19 protein-coding genes are annotated in these 18,362 nt (G+C 71.9%); 10 read left to right on the plus strand and 9 right to left on the minus strand.

All coding sequences use genetic code 11. The features are described from left to right. The first annotated feature begins 81 nt into the window (after positions 1-81). Complete coding sequence (locus tag OG509_RS21140) at positions 82-1,065, plus strand: SAM-dependent methyltransferase (RefSeq protein WP_406184008.1); 984 nt, start codon at positions 82-84, stop codon at positions 1,063-1,065. A 53-nt stretch (positions 1,066-1,118) separates the two neighbouring features. Here the strand turns inward: OG509_RS21140 and OG509_RS21145 are convergent, their stop codons facing one another. Further along, positions 1,119-2,672: a M28 family metallopeptidase gene (locus OG509_RS21145; protein WP_406184009.1), complete on the minus strand. Its 1,554-nt coding sequence runs from the start codon at positions 2,670-2,672 to the stop codon at positions 1,119-1,121. A 170-nt stretch (positions 2,673-2,842) separates the two neighbouring features. Next, a complete protein-coding gene (locus OG509_RS21150) occupies positions 2,843-3,964 on the minus strand; it encodes a DUF5937 family protein (protein ID WP_406184010.1) in 1,122 nt (373 codons plus the stop codon). 108 nt (positions 3,965-4,072) lie between these two features. On the opposite strand from OG509_RS21150, the gene OG509_RS21155 reads away from it, so the two are divergent. After that, positions 4,073-4,282 (plus strand): hypothetical protein, encoded by a 210-nt coding sequence (locus tag OG509_RS21155; protein WP_406184011.1) that lies wholly within the window; start codon positions 4,073-4,075, stop codon positions 4,280-4,282. A gap of 10 nt (positions 4,283-4,292) precedes the next feature. Here the strand turns inward: OG509_RS21155 and OG509_RS21160 are convergent, their stop codons facing one another. The 6 genes from OG509_RS21160 to OG509_RS21185 form a co-directional block, all read right to left on the minus strand. After that, a complete protein-coding gene (locus OG509_RS21160) occupies positions 4,293-5,030 on the minus strand; it encodes a GntR family transcriptional regulator (RefSeq protein ID WP_398907654.1) in 738 nt (245 codons plus the stop codon). Positions 5,031-5,172: 142 nt separating this feature from the next. Then, the gene (locus tag OG509_RS21165) at positions 5,173-5,982 is read right to left on the minus strand and encodes a type III pantothenate kinase (protein ID WP_030158500.1); all 810 of its coding nucleotides are present in this window, start codon (positions 5,980-5,982) and stop codon (positions 5,173-5,175) included. After that, a complete protein-coding gene (gene nadC / locus OG509_RS21170; RefSeq protein ID WP_406184012.1) occupies positions 5,982-6,983 on the minus strand; it encodes a carboxylating nicotinate-nucleotide diphosphorylase in 1,002 nt (333 codons plus the stop codon). Before nadC ends, OG509_RS21165 begins: the two co-directional genes overlap by 1 nt. Further along, complete coding sequence (locus OG509_RS21175) at positions 6,980-8,713, minus strand: L-aspartate oxidase (protein WP_406184013.1); 1,734 nt, start codon at positions 8,711-8,713, stop codon at positions 6,980-6,982. Before OG509_RS21175 ends, nadC begins: the two co-directional genes overlap by 4 nt. Further along, on the minus strand, positions 8,710-9,711 hold the full coding sequence (gene panC / locus OG509_RS21180; protein WP_406184015.1) for a pantoate--beta-alanine ligase: 1,002 nt from the start codon (positions 9,709-9,711) through the stop codon (positions 8,710-8,712). The genes OG509_RS21175 and panC overlap by 4 nt, the downstream gene beginning before the upstream one ends. Next, complete coding sequence (locus tag OG509_RS21185; protein ID WP_385573498.1) at positions 9,708-10,613, minus strand: Rossmann-like and DUF2520 domain-containing protein; 906 nt, start codon at positions 10,611-10,613, stop codon at positions 9,708-9,710. Before OG509_RS21185 ends, panC begins: the two co-directional genes overlap by 4 nt. Before the next feature lie 98 nt (positions 10,614-10,711). Here OG509_RS21185 and OG509_RS21190 point away from each other — a divergent pair, with 98 nt between their 5' ends. From OG509_RS21190 to OG509_RS21220, 7 genes are all read left to right on the plus strand, one after another. Next, complete coding sequence (locus tag OG509_RS21190) at positions 10,712-11,827, plus strand: threonine aldolase family protein (protein WP_406184017.1); 1,116 nt, start codon at positions 10,712-10,714, stop codon at positions 11,825-11,827. 142 nt (positions 11,828-11,969) lie between these two features. Next, the gene (locus OG509_RS21195) at positions 11,970-12,155 is read left to right on the plus strand and encodes a DUF397 domain-containing protein (RefSeq protein ID WP_030158488.1); all 186 of its coding nucleotides are present in this window, start codon (positions 11,970-11,972) and stop codon (positions 12,153-12,155) included. A gap of 65 nt (positions 12,156-12,220) precedes the next feature. Further along, the gene (locus OG509_RS21200) at positions 12,221-12,889 is read left to right on the plus strand and encodes a hypothetical protein (protein WP_406184019.1); all 669 of its coding nucleotides are present in this window, start codon (positions 12,221-12,223) and stop codon (positions 12,887-12,889) included. Positions 12,890-12,902: 13 nt separating this feature from the next. Continuing rightward, positions 12,903-13,076 (plus strand): hypothetical protein, encoded by a 174-nt coding sequence (locus OG509_RS21205; RefSeq protein WP_403733235.1) that lies wholly within the window; start codon positions 12,903-12,905, stop codon positions 13,074-13,076. A gap of 117 nt (positions 13,077-13,193) precedes the next feature. After that, positions 13,194-13,706 (plus strand): BlaI/MecI/CopY family transcriptional regulator, encoded by a 513-nt coding sequence (locus OG509_RS21210; RefSeq protein WP_406184020.1) that lies wholly within the window; start codon positions 13,194-13,196, stop codon positions 13,704-13,706. A 9-nt stretch (positions 13,707-13,715) separates the two neighbouring features. Continuing rightward, positions 13,716-14,246 carry an amino-acid N-acetyltransferase gene (locus OG509_RS21215; protein ID WP_053691339.1) on the plus strand — a complete coding sequence of 177 codons (531 nt, stop codon included), beginning with the start codon at positions 13,716-13,718 and terminating at the stop codon, positions 14,244-14,246. Positions 14,247-14,411: 165 nt separating this feature from the next. After that, positions 14,412-14,750 (plus strand): Lsr2 family protein, encoded by a 339-nt coding sequence (locus tag OG509_RS21220; RefSeq protein ID WP_030867899.1) that lies wholly within the window; start codon positions 14,412-14,414, stop codon positions 14,748-14,750. Here OG509_RS21220 and OG509_RS21225 read toward each other — a convergent pair. Beyond that, on the minus strand, positions 14,729-15,376 hold the full coding sequence (locus OG509_RS21225) for an SCO3374 family protein (protein ID WP_406184021.1): 648 nt from the start codon (positions 15,374-15,376) through the stop codon (positions 14,729-14,731). The genes OG509_RS21220 and OG509_RS21225 overlap by 22 nt on opposite strands. A gap of 450 nt (positions 15,377-15,826) precedes the next feature. On the opposite strand from OG509_RS21225, the gene OG509_RS21230 reads away from it, so the two are divergent. Continuing rightward, positions 15,827-18,352: an ATP-dependent Clp protease ATP-binding subunit gene (locus tag OG509_RS21230; RefSeq protein ID WP_365951337.1), complete on the plus strand. Its 2,526-nt coding sequence runs from the start codon at positions 15,827-15,829 to the stop codon at positions 18,350-18,352. The last annotated feature ends 10 nt before the right edge of the window (positions 18,353-18,362 follow it).

Genomic DNA, 18,362 nt, shown 5'->3' on the forward strand with positions numbered 1-18,362 from the left:
GGTGCTGGAGTCAACCACAGGTGCGATCCGTGCGACGGAGGTGTACTCCCCAAGGTGGAGGCCGAGCTTAACCTTTCGGGGATGAGGACCGAGGGAGAAGTCAAGGACGCAGTTCCGGTTCCGGTTCGGTGGCGGACCGCGATGGAGTCCGCGCTGTACGGGCCGGGCGGGTTCTACGTACGGCCGGGCGGGCCGGGGCCGGCCGGACACTTCCGTACGTCCGTGCACGCCTCGCCGCTGTACGCGGGAGCCGTGGCGCGGCTGCTGCGGTGGGTGGATTCGGAGCTCGGGCATCCGCGGGAGCTGGACCTGGTCGACGTCGGGGCCGGGCGCGGGGAGCTGCTGACCGGGGTGCTGGGCGCGCTGCCGGCGCAGCTCGCGGGGCGGGTGCGGGCGTGGGCGGTGGAGCGGGCGCAGCGGCCGGATGCGCTCGATCCGCGGATCCGGTGGGTGCCGGAGCCGCCGCAGGGTGTGCGGGGGCTGCTGTTCGCGAACGAGTGGCTGGACAACGTACCGCTGGACGTGGCGGAGGACGGGCACTACGTACTGGTCGACGGGGAGGGTACGCAGACCCGCGGGCCGGTGGTGGACGGCGCGGACCGGGCGTGGCTGGAGCGGTGGTGGCCGGGGCCCGGCCGGGCCGAGATCGGGCGGGGGAGGGACGAGGCGTGGGCGGGGGCCGTGCGCTCGGTGTCGCGCGGCCTGGCGGTGGCGGTGGACTACGCCCACACCCGGGACGCCCGCCCCCCGTACGGCACCCTGACGGGTTTCCGCGGGGGGCGGGAGGTCGCGCCGGTGCCGGACGGTACCTGCGACGTCACGGCTCACGTGGCGCTGGACGCGTGCGCGGGGCCGGGGGCCGTGCTGGTTTCGCAGCGCGAGGCGCTGGGCCTTCTCGGGGTTTCGGGGGCCCGCCCCCCGCTGGCCCTGGCGTCCACCGACCCCGCCGGGTACGTCCGCGCCCTGGCCCGGGCCGGCGAGGCGGCGGAACTCACCGCCCGCGGCGGCCTGGGCGACTTCGCCTGGCTGGTCCAGCCGGTCGGCGTGCGTTCCTGGCCGGACTGACCGGTCCCGCTGCGCGGGGTCGCCCCGCGCAGCGGGCCTGCGGACTGCTCCGTCTACTCCGCGGCTTCGTGGTCGTGGCCCGGGCGCAGGCCGCCGCCCGTGGCGCCGCCCGTGGTCGGGGTCGAGGGGACCGGCTTCGACAGCGGGGCCAGGTCGAACGCGTAGTGGCCGACCGCGTTCGCGATCACGTCCACGTTGATGTCCAGGGCCTTCTGGTCGATGTTCGTGATGTCGTCGCCCTTGCCGTGGTAGTTCACGTCGTACGCGATCCCCGCCCGGCCCCCGAACTTGGCCGCCTGCGCCGCGGTCTTGATGCCCTCGGCGCCCGTGTCCGTACCGCCGGACGGGATGCCCGCCTCGATGAACGGGCCGTAGTCCGAGCGGCCCGTGAAGTCGGACCCCTCGTGCGGGATCTTCTGCGCGTCGAGGAAGTCGGTGATGCCCTTCTCCAGCTGCGCCGAGCCCTCCGGCCCCGGGCCCGAGCCGACCTTGTCCGAGTCGTCGCCGTCGTAGACGAAGTACGCGGCGTTCGGCGAGGCGATCATGTCGAAGTTCAGGTACAGCCTGATCTGCTTCTTCTGCGCGTCGCTCAGCCCGCCGACGTACGCCTCGGAGCCCAGCAGGCCGAACTCCTCCGCCGACCACCACGCGAACTTGACCTTGTTCTTGATCTTGTTCTGGCTGCTCGCGAGGCGCTGCGCGACCTGGAGGATGCCGGCCGAGCCCGACCCGTTGTCGTTGATGCCCGGGCCAGCCGCGACCGAGTCGAGGTGCGCGCCGAGGAAGACGGTGTTGTTCTCGTCGCCGCCCCGGGTCTCCGCGATCACGTTGTACGTCTTGCGGTTCTCCCGGAACTGGCGGATGTCGAGGGTGACCTCCACCGGCCCGGCCGTCGCCTCGGCGGCCAGCCGCTCGCCCTCGGCCTGGGAGAGGCCGCCGGTGGGGACCTTGCCCGCGTTCGCGTCGCCCAGGGTGCCGTTGAGGGCGCCCTCGGTGTTGTTGTAGATGATCGCGCCGACCGCCCCGGCCGCCGCCGCGTTGGCCTGCTTGACCGCGAAGGTGCAGCCGCCGCGCTTGACCAGCGCGATCCTGCCGGTGAAGGCGCCCGCGGCGAAGTCGCCGGGCTCGCAGCCGTTCGTACCGTCCGCGTCCACCGGCGCGACGGCGATCCGCGCGGTCACCCCGCCCTCGGGGCCGCTCGCCGTGTACGTCATGAGCTTGATCGGGACGTCGCGTCCGCCCGCACCGTTGATCTTCAGCGTCTCGGCGATCGTCTCGACGTACACGAAGTCGAACTCGTTCTTCGAGACCTTGTAGCCGGCCGCCCGCATCACGGCCTCGACGTACTGCGCGGACTGCACGTGGCCCTTCGAGCCGGCCACGCGCGTGCCCTTGTTGTAGTCGGCGATGGCCTGAAAGACCTTCAGGTGGTTGTTGGCGCCTTTGCCGGTCGAGTCCTTGACCAGTTTCCGGGCCAGTGCGTCACCCCGCGCGGCATCGCTCTGCGGGCTGCCGGTGGCACCGGCCGGCCCGGCGAGCATCAGCGGGGAGACGAGGGCCGCGGCGGCCAGGGCGGCGGTTGCTGCGGCTATACGGCGTGAGGGCATGAAGGTCCTTCCACGACAAGTACGGGCAGACAGGCGGACGGTCGGGCGTCAGTGGTGCGCGGTGGACGCACGGTATAGACCACGGGGCCGATCTCGCCAGAGGTTTCGCTGATTCCGGGTGCTGACCTCCGCATACCGGTGAAAGGCCGCCGTCGCCATCCGGCCACCCGTCAGCGCAGGATGCCCTCGATGAACTCCGAGCCGATCCGGGCGACGACCCCCAGGTCCAACTGGTGCTGCACGTACCGCCCTTGGCGCCAGGTGTGCAGCAGGCCCGCCTTCTTCAGGGCCGACAGGTGCCGCGACACCTCCGGCGCCGTGATCCCGTGCACCGTCGCCAGCTCGCTCGTCGTGTACGGGGCGCGCGCCAGGCTCCGGCACAGCATCATCCGCATCGGATGCGCCAGCGCCTCCATCCGCCGCTGGAGCAGCTCCACCGAGCCCGGCTCGGGCAGTTCGGGGGAGCGGATCGGATAGTGGACCACCGGCACCCAGCCGGGTGCGTGCAGCACCAGCAGGTGCGGCCAGCCGAAGTTCGTCGGCACGAAGACCAGCCCGGGGCCTATCTCCGGGTCCGTCGCGGTGGCCGAGCCGTGGACCATCTTGTCGGCGGTGATGGTGGTCGCGGCCTCGTCGACGCTCAGCGCGCTCGACACCTCGTGCAGCGTCGCCGCCAGCCCCTTGCGGCGCAGGACCTCGGTCTTGTGCCGGGCGTCGGCGCTCTGCTGCGGCTCTATCCGCCTCCAGGTCTCCGCGAAGAACGCCTCGTCGCAGTCCTCCAGGAGCCGCCGCAGCCACACCCGTACCGAGGCCGTGTCGTCCAGCAGCCGCAGCGAGAAGTCCAGCTGGCGCGGGCCGCGCGCGGCGGCCGTCTCCAGCGCCTTGGCCCTGGCCTGCGGGTTCTTCAGCGGGGAGGGCCCGCCGCCCTCGTTGTACAGCGCCAGCCAGCAGTGCTCCAGGGCGGCCATCACGAACCGCTCGTCGTCGATCCGGTCGAGTACGTCGAGCTCCTCGGCCAGGGTCCCGGCGGGCAGTCCGCTGCCGCCGGGGATCCCCGCGAAGGCCATGAAGATGTCGGAGAAGGAGCTGCGCCACATGAAATCGCCCTCCAGCAGCCGGTCCGCGAGACAGGGATCCAGCGCGGCGGCAGTGGCGGTGGTCCAGGATGCCAGGCCGGGGTGGTGGGCGGGCTGCGAGAGGGCGTGCAGCGTCATGCAGAGCTCGGAGAGCGCAGAGGGCGCGAAACGGATGCGCTCCGCGGGGAGCCCGGCGATGTCGATGGTGACGCTCATCGGGCCATTCTGACCTGTCCCGGGCCCGTGACCTGGACAGACACGGATCGATTGACGAGGAGCGTCAATCGTCGTGCGGGGTGGCCCGACCGGGTCCAGGGTTGAGTCATGACAGCGATCGAGCAGTACCTCATCGACACATATCGGGCATCCCAGCTGGGTGAGCCCATGCCCCCGCCGCCGGGTCGCGACGATGTCGCCGTCCTGCGCGCGGCCCGTACGTACGCCCAGTTCCAGGCCGTCCTCGAAGGACGGGAGGCCCGGCACCCCTGGTGGGCCGCCCTGCGCCGGCTGACCCACGCGCAGGGAGCCCGCTGACCCGGCCCGGTCAGCGGTCCCCGGGGTGGAAGTCGATCTCGTACGCGATCTCCGAGCGCCGGTCCGCGACCACGATGTCGGCGGTCTCCACGGCCCGGCCGTCCACCGCGTAGTACGTCCGCTCGATCTCGGTGATCAGCTCGCCGACGCTGATGCCGAGCAGATTGGCCTGCGTCTGGTTCGCCCGCGCCGGGCGCGGGACCTCCAGCGCCGAGGCGACCAGCACACCGATCGAGCGCATCCGCTCGATGACCCCGGCGCCCTTGAACGGGCCCGCCTCCGGCAGGACCACCGGAGTGCCGTCGGTGACCGCCATCGGCTCCCAGGACTCGCAGATCTCCACCGGCCGGCCCTCGGCCAGGAACTCGTACGTGGTGTGCACGCACGGGTCTCCCGGCGCGACGGCGAGGCGCTGCGCGATCCGCTCGGGCGCCGGCGTACGGGCCGCGGAGTGCGATTCCCACGTCAGGCCGCCACCGCCGAGCCCGGCCCGGCGGCGCCGCCGGGAGCGGACTATCCGCAGCCGCTCGCGCGGCGCGCACAGGTAGGTGCCCGAGCCCGCGCGGCCCTCCAGGAGCCCCTCGATGATCAGTAACTCCAGCGCGCGCTGCGTGACGCTCTGCCCGACCCCGTACTCCCGGGCGAACCGGGACCGCGACGGCAGCTTGGCGCCGACGGGCCACTCCTCGGCCCCGATCCGCGCCCGCAGCGAGTCGGCCACCTTCAAGTACGCCGTATCACGGGCCATATGAGCCGTCCTGTACCTGTCGACGAGTTGGGCTCAAGCTAATTCATCAGGTCGAACCCGAGTCTTCAGAACGGCGAGGAGTGAGACGAGCGCCACACCGCCGCCCGCCCGCCGGTCGCGGACGAGCGGCGCGCGTGCGGCCTCAGTCGAAGTTCGGCGCGTTGCGCTCGTAGACCAGGCGCAGTCCGATCAGCGTCAGCCACGGCTCGTGGTCGTCGATGACCGAGGACTCGCCGAGGACCATCGGCGCCAGGCCGCCGGTGGCGATCACCCGGACGTCGCCCGGGTCGCCGTGCGGGCCGGCCAGCTCCTTGGCCATCCGTGCGACGACCCCGTCGACCTGCCCGGCGAAGCCGTAGACCACGCCCGACTGCATCGCCTCGACCGTGGACTTGCCGATGACGTTGCGCGGCCGCGCCAGCTCGATCTTGCGCAGCTGGGCGCCCCGTACGCCGAGGGCCTCCATCGAGATCTCGATGCCCGGGGAGATCACCCCGCCCACGTACTCGCCCTTCGCGGACACCGCGTCGAAGGTGGTCGCCGTACCGAAGTCGACCACGATCGCCGGGCCGCCGTAGAGCTCGACGGCGGCGACCGCGTTGATGATGCGGTCCGCCCCGACCTCCTTCGGGTTGTCCATCAGGATCGGCACGCCCGTCTTGATCCCGGGCTCGACCAGCACCGCCGGGACGTCGCCGTAGTAGCGGCGGGTCACCTCGCGCAGCTCGTGCAGGACCGACGGGACGGTCGAGCAGATCGCGATGCCGTGGATGCCGTCGCCGAGCTCGCTGCCGAGCATCGGGTGCATGCCCATCAGGCCCTGCATCAGGACGGCCATCTCGTCGGCCGTCCGGCGCGGGTCGGTGGAGATGCGCCAGTGCTCGACGATCTCCTCACCGTCGAACAGGCCGAGCACGGTATGGGTGTTGCCGACGTCGATGGTCAGCAGCATTACCGCTCCTCGCGCAGGTCCAGGCCGATGTCCAGGATCGGGGAGGAGTGCGTGAGCCCGCCGACCGCGAGGTAGTCCACGCCCGTCTCCGCGTACGTACGGGCGTTGGCCATCGTCAGGCGGCCCGAGGACTCCAGCACCGCGCGGCCGTGGACGAGCGCGACGGCCTCCTCGGTCTCGATCGGCGTGAAGTTGTCGAGCAGGATCAGGTCCGCACCCGCGTCCAGGGCCTCGCGCACCTGCTGGAGGGTGTCCACCTCGACCTCGATCGGCAGGTCGGGGAACTGCTCGCGGACGGCCTTGAACGCCTCCGCGACACCGCCCGCCGCGATCACGTGGTTGTCCTTGATCAGCGCCGCGTCCGACAGCGACATGCGGTGGTTGACGCCGCCGCCGCAGCGCACCGCGTACTTCTCCAGGGAGCGCAGGCCCGGCGTGGTCTTGCGGGTGTCGCGGACCTTCGCCTTGGTGCCCTCCAGCTCGTCGGCCCACGCGCGGGTCGCCGTCGCGATGCCGGACATCAGGCAGAGCAGGTTCAGCGCGCTGCGCTCGCCGGTCAGCAGGTCCCGGGTGCGGGCCTTGACCGTCAGCAGCACCTGGCCGGGCTGCACGCGGTCGCCGTCCTCGACGTGCCGCTCGACCTCGAAGGTGTCGGTGAAGACGACCGACAGGACGGCCTCGGCGACCCGCAGGCCGGCGACCGTGCCCGCCTCGCGCGCCGTGAAGTCGGCGGTGGCGACGGCGTCCTCGGGCACGGTGGCGACGGTGGTGACGTCCTCGCCGCCGTCCAGGTCCTCGGAGATCGCCATGTGGGCGATGTCCTCGACCTCGATCGGGTCCAGGCCCGCGTCGGCGAGCAGCTGGGCGAGCGCCGGGTCCAGGCCGCTCTCCTCTCCGTCGCCGCACGCGCAGTCGTCGCCGCAGCCGCCGCCCGCGGACTGGTCGAGGAGCGGCAGCTCCGCGTGCTCGTGGTCGTGCTCGTGCTGTTCGGGGGTGCTCACGATGACTGCTCCTGGCTCAGGGGGTGCTGTACGGACGGAAAGCCCGCGGAGTCGGTGGGGGTGACGACCAGGGCCCGCCTCTCGGTGGCGGACAGCCGGACGACGAGGTGGCGGCGCCAGGCGGCGTCGTCCCGGTCGGGGTGGTCCTCGCGCCAGTGGCAGCCGCGGGTCTCCTCGCGGCGCAGGGCGGCGGCGACCAGCACGCGGGCCACGCACAGCAGGTTCGTGGCCTCCCAGGTCTCGGTGCCGGGCACGGCGGTCTTGCCGTCCGTCTCCAGCGCCGTGAGGGCCGTCGTGTAGAGGTTCTCCAGGGCGGCGGCCGCCGTGCGCAGGGACTCGGCGGAGCGGAGCACGCCCGCGCCGTCCGTCATGATGCGCTGGACCTCGTACCGCGCCTCGGCGGGCTGGAGCGGGCCGGTCGCGGGGACCGGGATGCCGGGGCCGCTGCCGGCGGGCGCGCCGCCGGCGATGTCGGCGGCGATCCGCTCGGCGAAGACCAGGCCCTCCAGCAGGGAGTTGGAGGCGAGCCGGTTCGCTCCGTGCACGCCGGTGCAGGCCACCTCGCCGCACGCGTACAGGCCGGGGACGGTGGTCCGGCCGTGCAGGTCGGTCCGTACGCCGCCGGAGGCGTAGTGCGCGGCGGGCGCGACCGGGATGGGCTCGGTGACCGGGTCGATGCCGTGGGAGCGGCAGGCGGCCAGGATGGTCGGGAAGCGCTGCTCCCACATCTGCGCGCCGAAGTGCCGGGCGTCCAGGTACATGTGCTGCGCGCCCTGCTCCTGCATGCGGCGCGTGATGCCCTTGGCGACGATGTCGCGCGGCGCCAGCTCGGCCAGCTCGTGCTGCCCCTGCATGAAGCGGACGCCGTCGGCGTCGACCAGGTACGCGCCCTCGCCGCGGACCGCCTCCGACACCAGCGGCTGCTGGCCCTCGGCGTCCGGACCGAGGAAGAGCACGGTCGGGTGGAACTGCACGAACTCCAGGTCGGAGACCTCGGCCCCGGCCCGCAGGGCGAGCGCGACCCCGTCGCCGGTGGAGACCGACGGGTTGGTGGTGGCCGAGAAGACCTGGCCCATGCCGCCCGTCGCCAGGATCACGGCGGGCGCGTGGACGGCGCCGACGCCGTCGTGCTGGCCCTCGCCCATGACGTGCAGGGTGACCCCGGCCGTACGGCCTTCGGCGTCCTGCAGGAGGTCCAGTACGAGCGCGTTCTCGACCGTACGGATGCCCGCCCGGTGGACGGCTTCGACCAGCGCGCGGGAGATCTCCGCGCCGGTGGCGTCGCCGCCCGCGTGCGCGATCCGGCGGCGGTGGTGGCCGCCCTCACGGGTCAGCTCTATCTCGCCGGTCTCGGCGGAGGTGTCGAAGACGGCGCCCGCGTCCATGAGACGGCGCACGGCGTCCGGCCCCTCGGTCACCAGGAGCCGTACGGCGGCCTCGTCGCACAGCCCGGCGCCCGCGACCAGCGTGTCGTCCAGGTGCTGCTCGGGGGTGTCGCCCTCCCCGAGGGCCGCGGCGATCCCGCCCTGTGCCCAGCGGGTGGAACCGTCGTCGAGCCGGGCCTTGGTGACCACGACCGTACGGCGGCCCGCGGCGGCGCAGCGCAGTGCGGCGGTCAGGCCGGCGACGCCGGAGCCGACGACCACGACGTCGGCGTCGAGGGCCCAGCCGGGGGCGTTGGCGTGCAGCCGTATGCCGGTACCGGCGGTGCCTGTGCCTGGGGTGCTCACGTGTGTGCTCCGAACTCCAATGGGATGTTGTCGATCAGCCGGGTCGTCCCCACCTTGGCGGCGACGGCCAGGACGGCCTGCCCGGTGAAGTCGGGGCGGACGTCGGTGAAGTCCTGCGGATCCACCAGCGCCAGGTAGTCCAGCACCAGCGGCGGATCCTGCCGGCCCGCCTCCTCCAGGACGTGCCGGGCGGCGGCCCGTACGGCGTCCGGCAGCCCGGTGCCCGCGGCGGACACGGCGTGCGCGTCGGCGGCGGACCGGATCTCGCCGAGCCGGGCCAGGGCGGTGGCCCGCCCGTCACTGGCCGGGGAGGCCTCGGCGCGGGCGCGCAGCGCGGCCTGCGCGGCGAGCCGGTCCTGCCCGGCGAACAGGGCGCGCGAGAGGGCCAGGGCGGTACGGCGCTCCTGGGCGGAGAGGTACCGGTTGCGGGACGAGAGGGCGAGCCCGTCCTCCTCGCGGACGGTCGGTACGCCGACCACCTCGACGGGGAAGTTCAGGTCGGTCACCATCCGCCGGATCAGGGCCAGTTGCTGCGCGTCCTTCTGGCCGTACAGGGCCAGGTCGGGACGGGTGAGGTGGAGCAGCTTGGCGACGACGGTCAGCATGCCGTCGAAGTGGCCGGGCCGGGTGGCCCCTTCGAGGCGCTCGCCCATCGGGCCGGCGCTGACCCGCACCTGGGGGTCGCCGCCGGGGTAGACCTCGTCCGCGGCCGGGGCGAACACGGCGTCGGCGCCGGCCGCCCGGGCGATCTCCAGGTCGGCGTCGAGGGTGCGGGGATAGCGGTCGAGGTCCTCGTTCGCGCCGAACTGGAGGGGGTTCACGAAGACGGTGACCACGACCTGGCCGCTCTCCCCGGCCCGCTCGCGGGCCGTACGGATCAAGGTGGCGTGGCCTTCGTGGAGGGCGCCCATGGTCATGACGACGGCGCGGGGGCCGTCGGCGGTCCGCGGGAGCTTGTGCAGCTCCTCGGCGGTGTCGATCAGCAGCAGGTCGGTCACTGGTCCCCACCCTCGGGATCGGCGAGTACGCCCAGGAGGTCCTCGGCGAGTTCGGGCTTGAGGAGGCCGTGCGCGAGGGCCCGGTCGGCGGTGGTGCGGGCCATCGCCAGGTATCCGGCGACCGAGGCCGGGGCGTGCTTGCGCAGCTCCGTGATGTGCGCGGCGACCGTACCGGCGTCGCCGCGGGCCACCGGGCCGGTCAGCGCGGCGTCACCCGAGCGCAGGGCGTTGTCGAGGGCCGCGCCGAGCAGCGGGCCGAGCATCCGGTCGGGGTGCTCGACCCCGGCCTTGCGCAACAGCTCCATGGCCTGGGCGACGAGAGTGACCAGGTGGTTCGCGCCGAGGGCGAGGGCCGCGTGGTAGAGCGGACGGTTCTCCTCCGCGATCCACTCGGGCTCCCCGCCCATCTCGATCACCAGGGCCTCGGCCGCGAGCCGCAGCTCCTCGGGGGCCGTGACGCCGAACGAGCAGCCGGCGAGCCGCTGCACGTCCACCTCGGTGCCGGTGAAGGTCATCGCGGGGTGCAGGGCCAGCGGGAGCGCGCCCGCGCGGCGGGCCGGGTCCAGTACGGCGGTCCCGTACCGCCCGGAGGTGTGGACGAGGAGCTGGCCGGGCCGGACCGCGCCGGTCTCCGCGAGCCCCTCGACGAGGGCCGGCAGCGCGTCGTCGGGCACGGTCAGCAGCACCAGGTCGGCCAGCTCCAGCACCTGCGCGGGCGGTACGAGCGGCACGTCGGGCAGCATCCGTGCGGCGCGGCGGCGGGAGGCGTCGGAGACGCCGGAGACGGCGACCGGCCGGTGCCCGGCCTGCTGGAGCGCGCGGGCGAGCGCGGGGCCGACCCGGCCTGCGCCGACGACGCCGACGGTGAGCCGGGCGGGGCGCGGTTGCTGGGATGAATTCACGCGGGGAAGGCCTTCCGTTCCAGTCCGCGGGGGGTACCGGACGATACGCCGCCATGCTAGCCCCTGGGCGTGTTGGCCGGTCGGAGATGATCGGGGGCATGACGGATGACGATGATCTGACGAAGCGGCTGCTGGCGGCGGGGCGTGCGGCGGACCGGATGCTCTCGCCCGGCGCGCGGGAGGCGACCGTCGGGGAGCTGCTGGCGGGGCTGGCGGCGCCGGATCCGGACGAGCCGGCCGACCTGTACGGGGACGGGGTGGTGACCCGGCTGGAGCGGCGGGTGGCGGAGCTGCTGGGCACCGAGGACGCGGCCTTCTTCCCGTCGGGGACCATGGCCCAGCAGATCGCGCTGCGCTGCTGGGCGGGGCGGACCGGGAACCCGGTGGTCGCACTGCACCCGATGAGCCATCCGGAGTTGTGGGAGGGCGGTGCGCTGTCGCTGGTCTCGGGCCTGCGGACGGTGTACCCGACGACGGACCCGCGCCAGCCGACGGCGGAGGAGGTCGCGGAGCTGGCGGAGCCCTTCGGCACGCTGATGCTGGAGCTCCCGCTGCGCGACTCCGGCTTCCTCCTTCCCACCTGGGAGGAGCTTCGGGCGCTGGTCGACGCGGCCCGCGAACGGGACGCGGTGGTCCATTTCGACGGGGCCCGGCTGTGGGAGTCGACCGTGCACTTCGGGCGGCCGCTCCAGGAGATCGCCGCTCTCGCGGACTCGGTGTACGTCTCGTTCTACAAGTCGCTCGGCGGCCTCAGCGGCGCGGCCCTGGCGGGCTCCTCCGCCCTGATCGAGGAGGCGCGCATCTGGCGCCACCGGTACGGGGGCCAGATCTTCCGCCAGTTCCCGCAGGCCCTGTCGGCGCTGGCCGGCCTGGACGGGGAGCTCCCGCGCCTGCCGTCGTACGTGGCCCAGGCCCGCACGGTGGCCTCGGCACTGGCCGGGGCGCTGGCCGGCGGCCCGGTCCCGTGGTTCCGGATCAACCCGGAGACCCCGCACACGCACCAGTTCCAGGTCTGGCTGCCGTACGAGGCGGACCGCCTGACGGAGGCGGGGGTCCGCCTGGCGGAGGAGACGGGCACGGTCCTCTTCCGCAGGTGGTCCCCGACGGTGGTCCCGGGCGTCTCGGTGACGGAAGTGACGGTCACGGCTCCCGGCCTCACCTGGACCCCCGAGGAGGTCCACGAGGCGGCCCGGGCCTTCACGGCCCGCCTCTGACGGGGGCGCCGCAGATGCGTGAATTGTCCCGCCTGTGCAACAGCGATGCACCGATTTCCGCCGAAGTCATCGGTCCGGCGCCGCCTCCCGGTTACCTTCCCTCCACGGGAAAGCAACGGAGCCGTCCCCCGGAGGAGACACCATGACCGCTCACCCCGCCTGGCAGAAGTCCACGTACTGCGGCGAAGGAGACAACTGCGTCTACGTCTCCGCGGCCCCCGGCCACCTCGTCCGCGTGGCCGACCGGGCCGACCCGGCGCATCTGGTTCTGGCCACGACCCAGTCCGCCTGGGCCGACTTCCTTGACGCCGTCAAGGCGGACGGGTAATCGTCGGCGCGCCCGGAATCATGCCGCTCAGGGGGTTTTGTCCGATTAGCGCGTATCTTCGGCCCATGCCCACGCCCTACGGATCCCGCGGCGGCATGGCGTTCAGCGCCGCCGAGCTGCACGTGCTCAGGCGAACGCTCGCCCACGCCCTCCAGTCCTCCACGGCCCCCGCACCCCTGACGACCACCGAGGTCCAGGACTGTCTGCGCCTCGCGCAGTCGGTGGACGAAGCGGTCCAGGAGGCGGGGCGGCTCAGAGAGTTCCTCCTCGCCGACCTGGCCCGCTACCGCGACGCCCTGCCCGGCAGCCTCTCCGGCTACCTGGAGCTGCTCCAGGACGCCCTGGCCGCGGGGTACGAGCCCGCGCCCGACGACCTGGCCGCCCTGCGCGCCCTGCGGGCCAACCCGGTCGCGGCGGCGCTGCTGGAGCGCTGCCAGGGCATCGCCGAGCGCTCCGTACGCCGTCGGCTCTCCATGACCCCGCAGCCCCGCACCCGCCTGCTGGCGCTGTCCGGGGGCAAGGACATCAGGGGGGCCGGGGAGGGCAGGGAGGCCAGGGGTGCGAAGGACGGCAAGGAGGAGCCCGCCCGGCCCGCGCCGGCCCCCAAGGAGCCGGCGCACCCCGAACACCCGTCCGAACGCCCGTCCGAGCGGCCCATCCCGACCCCCGGTGAGGTGTTCCCGCCGCGCCGCAAGCCCACCCCGCCCCCGGCGGCCGGGCTCGCGGCCGGGTAGCTACGCTGGGGGCATGGACTACGTTTCCGCGCTCGTGCCCCCCGTAGTGATGGCCGGCTTCTTCATCGCGCTCGTCGTGACGATCGTGAAGAGCCAGGGCGGCGCCAACAAGGCCAAGGAAGACGCGGCCGTCGACGCCGTGATCGCCCGCGCCGAGGCCGCCAAGCAGACCCAGCCCGGCAAGTAACCCGCCCGGCCTTCTCGCAAGCGGCCCCTCCCGCGTAACGCCGCGCCCGGTATTTTTGCGGCGCGTTGCCTTCCGAATAGCCGGGCAATTCCGCACATTCCGCACTATCGTGCTGTTGTGCCTCGCCCCTTGGGAGAACTCGAAGACGCGGTCATGACGCGGGTGTGGCAGTGGAACCGCCCGGTCACTGTTCGTGAAGTACTGGAAGACCTCCAGCAGGAACGGTCCATCGCGTACACCACGGTCATGACGGTTATGGACAATCTCCATCAGAAGGGCTGGGTCCGCCGGGAAGCCGAAGGCCGCGCCTATCGATATACCGCGGTCTCCACCCGCGCCGCCTACTCGGCCGCACTGATGAACGAAGCCTGGTCGACGAGCGACAACCCCGCGGCCGCCCTGGTGGCCTTCTTCGGCATGATGTCCGCGGAACAGCGCGACGCCCTGCGGGACGCCTTCCGCATCGTGGGGTACGACGACGGGTCGGCCGCCGAGCCGGCGCCCGAGCCGCCCGCCGGGCCGCCCGCCGAGTCCGCGGAGTCCGCCGCGCAGCCCCCCGCCGCGACGCCCTCCGAAGCCCCTCCCGCCGAAGGGGACTCCGCCGGGCGCGGGGCCGAGCCCGGGCGATAGCGTCCGGGCATGGGTGAGTTTTCCGCTGAACACGCAAAAACAGTGACGATCCGCCGTGCCCGCACCGGCGATGTTCCCGCGCTGCGCCGCCTCCTCGACCAGTACGTGCAGCAGCGGATCCTCCTCGACAAAGCCCCGGTCGTCCTTTACGAGGACATCCAGGAGTTCTGGGTCGCGGAACGCGACTCCGACGGCCGGGTGGTCGGCTGCGGCGCTCTCCACGTCATGTGGGAAGACCTGGCCGAAGTACGCACACTCGCGGTCGACCGCGAGTTGAAGGGCGCCGGAGTCGGCCATCAGCTGCTGCGACAGTTGTTGGACACCGCGCGGACCCTCGGTGTCGCCAAGGTTTTCTGCCTGACCTTCGAAGTGGACTTCTTCGCGAAGCACGGCTTCGTCGAGATCGGCGAGACCCCGGTCGAGACGGATGTCTACATGGAGCTCCTGCGTTCCTATGACGAGGGCGTCGCCGAGTTCCTCGGTCTCGAACGAGTGAAGCCGAACACCTTGGGCAACAGTCGGATGCTTCTGCACCTCTGAACGATCACGGCGGCTTTTCCGGTGCTCCGCGCACCTGTGGCCTATGTCCGAATCGCGCACGTTTCCCGCCGCGTTGCGGTCTCGAACCTCTCCCCGGGGGTTTGTGTTTTCCAGGGAAAAGCGGTTTCCTTTCCGCGTACTGCTTTTCGATGAAAGGAAATCCCGGTGGCACAGAAGGTTCAGGTCCTTCTTGTCGACGACCTCGACGGTGGCGAGGCGGACGAGACCGTGACGTTCGCTCTGGATGGCAAGACCTACGAGATCGACCTCACCACCGCCAACGCGGAGAAGCTGCGCTCCGCGCTCGCCGACTACGTCAAGGGCGCCCGCCGCACCGGTGGCCGCGCCTCCGGCGGTCGCGCCAAGACCCGTACGGCCGCGACGTCCGGCAACCCGGACACCGCCGAGATCCGCGCGTGGGCCAAGGCCCAGGGGATGAGCGTCAACGACCGCGGGCGCGTCCCGCAGGAGATCCGCGAGGCCTACGAGAACGCCAAGGGCTGACCCTCGGCCTCCCGTTCCCACAGGGCCTGCGGTCCTGAGAGGGAAGGGGCCCCCAGGGGCGTACGCCGCCACAGGCGCGCCCGGTGGCATTCCGTCGCCGCCGCCGCGACCAGGCGTACGAGGTCGGGCCCGGCACCACCGTGCCGGGGACCGGCGCCCTGCCCCGGACCGGGCAGGGACGGCAGCAGTGCCTCACACCCCCGCTCGGGGGGTCGCAGCCACACGGCGGCCCCCCGGGGACTTCCCTGGGGGTGTCCCGGCGGGACCGGGGCCGAGATCCGGCCGCCGGCGCCCAGCGCGGTGAGGTCCAGGGCGACCCCGCCCCACTCCAGCCAGTCGAGCAGCCCGTCCAGCTCGTCCGCGCCCCCCGCGGCCACCAGGAACCGCATCCTGCGGCCCGCGAGGGCCACCGGACCCGTGGCGACCGGTCTGCGCAGCAGCCGCTCCCCGGCATCGGCCGGCAGCTCCAGCACGTCGAACCGCACCCCGGTGACCAGCCGGGCGGGCGGTCCGCCCGCGAGGGGCCAGCCGAGCACCTCCTCGTACCAGGACGCGTACGCGTCCCGGGGCGAATCCGCGGGTGAATCCTCGGGCGCGACGCGGGGCGGTGGAACGGTGGCGGCCATGCCCGGAGCAACTCCGCAGGCGCCCGGGAGTTACGCAGAGCGCCGGGTTCAATGCGGAACGTAAACATCCGTCGAGGTGGAGTCCCACATTCGGGACGCAATCGTGTTCGCCCGTAGCGGAGGGAACCGGTGCCACCGGCATGGAGTGTCAGTCCTTACGGGTAAGACATTCCTAGTGGATCGGGGCGACACGCTGATTTGAGCGGCTTCCGTTCGCCATCGGCGTACACGTGTGACGGGTATCTGCCTGGCCTGCGGGAACATCGTCTCGCACCATCGGGTTGGAGCAGTTGTCGGCTGTTGAAGCCGGTTTTCCCCACTGACGTGGGGGTGATCGCGGACGGATGTCGGCAGTTGGAATGAGCTGTCCCGCCCCGCGGGACTAGCATGCGGAAGGACAGGGCGGGGACCGACCCCGAACTGCCCGACCGCTCTGAGGAGCGATAAACGATGTTCGAGAGGTTCACCGACCGCGCGCGGCGGGTTGTCGTCCTGGCTCAGGAAGAAGCCCGGATGCTCAACCACAACTACATCGGCACCGAGCACATCCTCCTGGGTCTGATCCACGAGGGTGAGGGTGTCGCCGCTAAGGCCCTGGAGAGCCTCGGGATTTCGCTCGAGGCTGTTCGCCAGCAGGTTGAGGAGATCATCGGTCAGGGGCAGCAGGCCCCGTCCGGCCACATCCCCTTCACCCCGCGGGCGAAGAAGGTCCTGGAGCTTTCGCTCCGAGAGGCCCTCCAGCTCGGCCACAACTACATCGGCACCGAGCACATCCTGCTCGGCCTCATTCGCGAGGGCGAGGGCGTCGCCGCCCAGGTCCTGGTGAAGCTGGGCGCCGATCTCAACCGAGTCCGGCAGCAGGTCATCCAGCTGCTCTCCGGCTACTCCGGCGGAGGCAAGGAGTCGGCCACGGCCGGCGGCCCGGCCGAGGGCACCCCCTCGACCTCCCTCGTCCTGGACCAGTTCGGCCGCAATCTCACGCAGGCCGCCCGCGAATCCAAGCTCGACCCGGTCATCGGGCGCGAGAAGGAGATCGAGCGGGTCATGCAGGTCCTGTCCCGCCGTACCAAGAACAACCCGGTCCTCATCGGCGAGCCCGGCGTCGGCAAGACCGCCGTCGTCGAGGGCCTGGCCCAGGCGATCGTCAAGGGCGAGGTGCCCGAGACCCTCAAGGACAAGCACCTCTACACCCTGGACCTCGGCGCCCTGGTCGCGGGCTCCCGCTACCGCGGTGACTTCGAGGAGCGCCTGAAGAAGGTGCTCAAGGAGATCCGCACCCGCGGCGACATCATCCTGTTCATCGACGAGCTCCACACCCTCGTGGGTGCGGGTGCCGCCGAGGGCGCGATCGACGCCGCCAGCATCCTCAAGCCCATGCTGGCCCGTGGTGAGCTCCAGACCATCGGTGCCACGACGCTGGACGAGTACCGCAAGCACCTCGAGAAGGACGCGGCCCTTGAGCGCCGCTTCCAGCCGATCCAGGTGGCGGAGCCTTCCCTCCCCCACACGATCGAGATCCTCAAGGGCCTGCGCGACCGCTACGAGGCCCACCACCGCGTCTCCATCACGGACGAGGCCCTGGTCCAGGCGGCGACGCTGGCCGACCGGTACATCTCGGACCGCTTCCTGCCGGACAAGGCGATCGACCTGATCGACGAGGCCGGCTCCCGGATGCGCATCCGCCGGATGACCGCGCCGCCGGACCTCCGCGAGTTCGACGAGAAGATCGCGGGCGTGCGCCGCGACAAGGAGTCGGCCATCGACTCCCAGGACTTCGAGAAGGCGGCTTCTCTCCGCGACAAGGAGAAGCAGCTGCTGGCGGCGAAGGCCAAGCGCGAGAAGGAATGGAAGGCCGGCGACATGGACGTCGTCGCCGAGGTCGACGGCGAGCTCATCGCCGAGGTCCTCGCGACCGCGACCGGCATTCCCGTCTTCAAGCTCACCGAGGAGGAGTCCTCGCGACTGCTCCGCATGGAAGACGAGCTCCACCGTCGGGTCATCGGCCAGAAGGACGCCATCAAGGCGCTCTCCCAGGCGATCCGCCGCACCCGTGCGGGTCTGAAGGACCCGAAGCGCCCGGGTGGCTCGTTCATCTTCGCCGGTCCGTCCGGTGTCGGTAAGACCGAGCTCTCCAAGACGCTCGCCGAATTCCTCTTCGGCGACGAGGACGCGCTGATCTCCCTCGACATGTCGGAGTTCAGCGAGAAGCACACGGTTTCGCGCCTCTTCGGTTCGCCCCCCGGCTACGTGGGCTACGAAGAGGGCGGCCAGCTCACCGAGAAGGTGCGCCGCAAGCCGTTCTCCGTCGTCCTCTTCGACGAGGTCGAGAAGGCCCACCCGGATATCTTCAATTCCCTTCTCCAGATCCTGGAGGACGGTCGCCTGACCGACTCCCAGGGCCGGGTCGTGGACTTCAAGAACACGGTCATCATCATGACGACCAACCTGGGTACGCGGGACATCTCGAAGGGCTTCAACCTCGGTTTCGCCGCTGTCGGCGACACTAAGACCGGCTACGACCGGATGAAGGCGAAGGTCAACGAAGAGCTCAAGCAGCACTTCCGGCCCGAGTTCCTCAACCGTGTCGACGACACGGTCGTCTTCCACCAGCTCACCGAGGAAGACATCATCCAGATCGTCGACCTGATGATCGCCAAGGTCGACGAGCGCCTGAAGGACCGCGACATGGGCATCGAGCTGAGCGGCGACGCGAAGCTCCTGCTCGCCAAGCGCGGCTACGACCCGATCCTGGGTGCCCGGCCGCTGCGCCGGACCATCCAGCGCGAGATCGAGGACATCCTGTCGGAGAAGATCCTCTTCGGCGAGCTGCGCCCCGGTCACATCGTGGTCGTCGGCAAGGAGGGTGACGGCGAAGAGGCCAAGTTCACCTTCCGCGGCGAGGAGAAGTCGGCCCTGCCGGACCTCCCCCCGATCGAGGCCACGGGCTCGGGCCCGGACCTGTCGAAGGGCGCGTAACGCGTAAGCG

This window comes from Streptomyces sp. NBC_01006 (genome assembly GCF_045162725.1).
Lineage (GTDB): Bacteria > Actinomycetota > Actinomycetes > Streptomycetales > Streptomycetaceae > Streptomyces.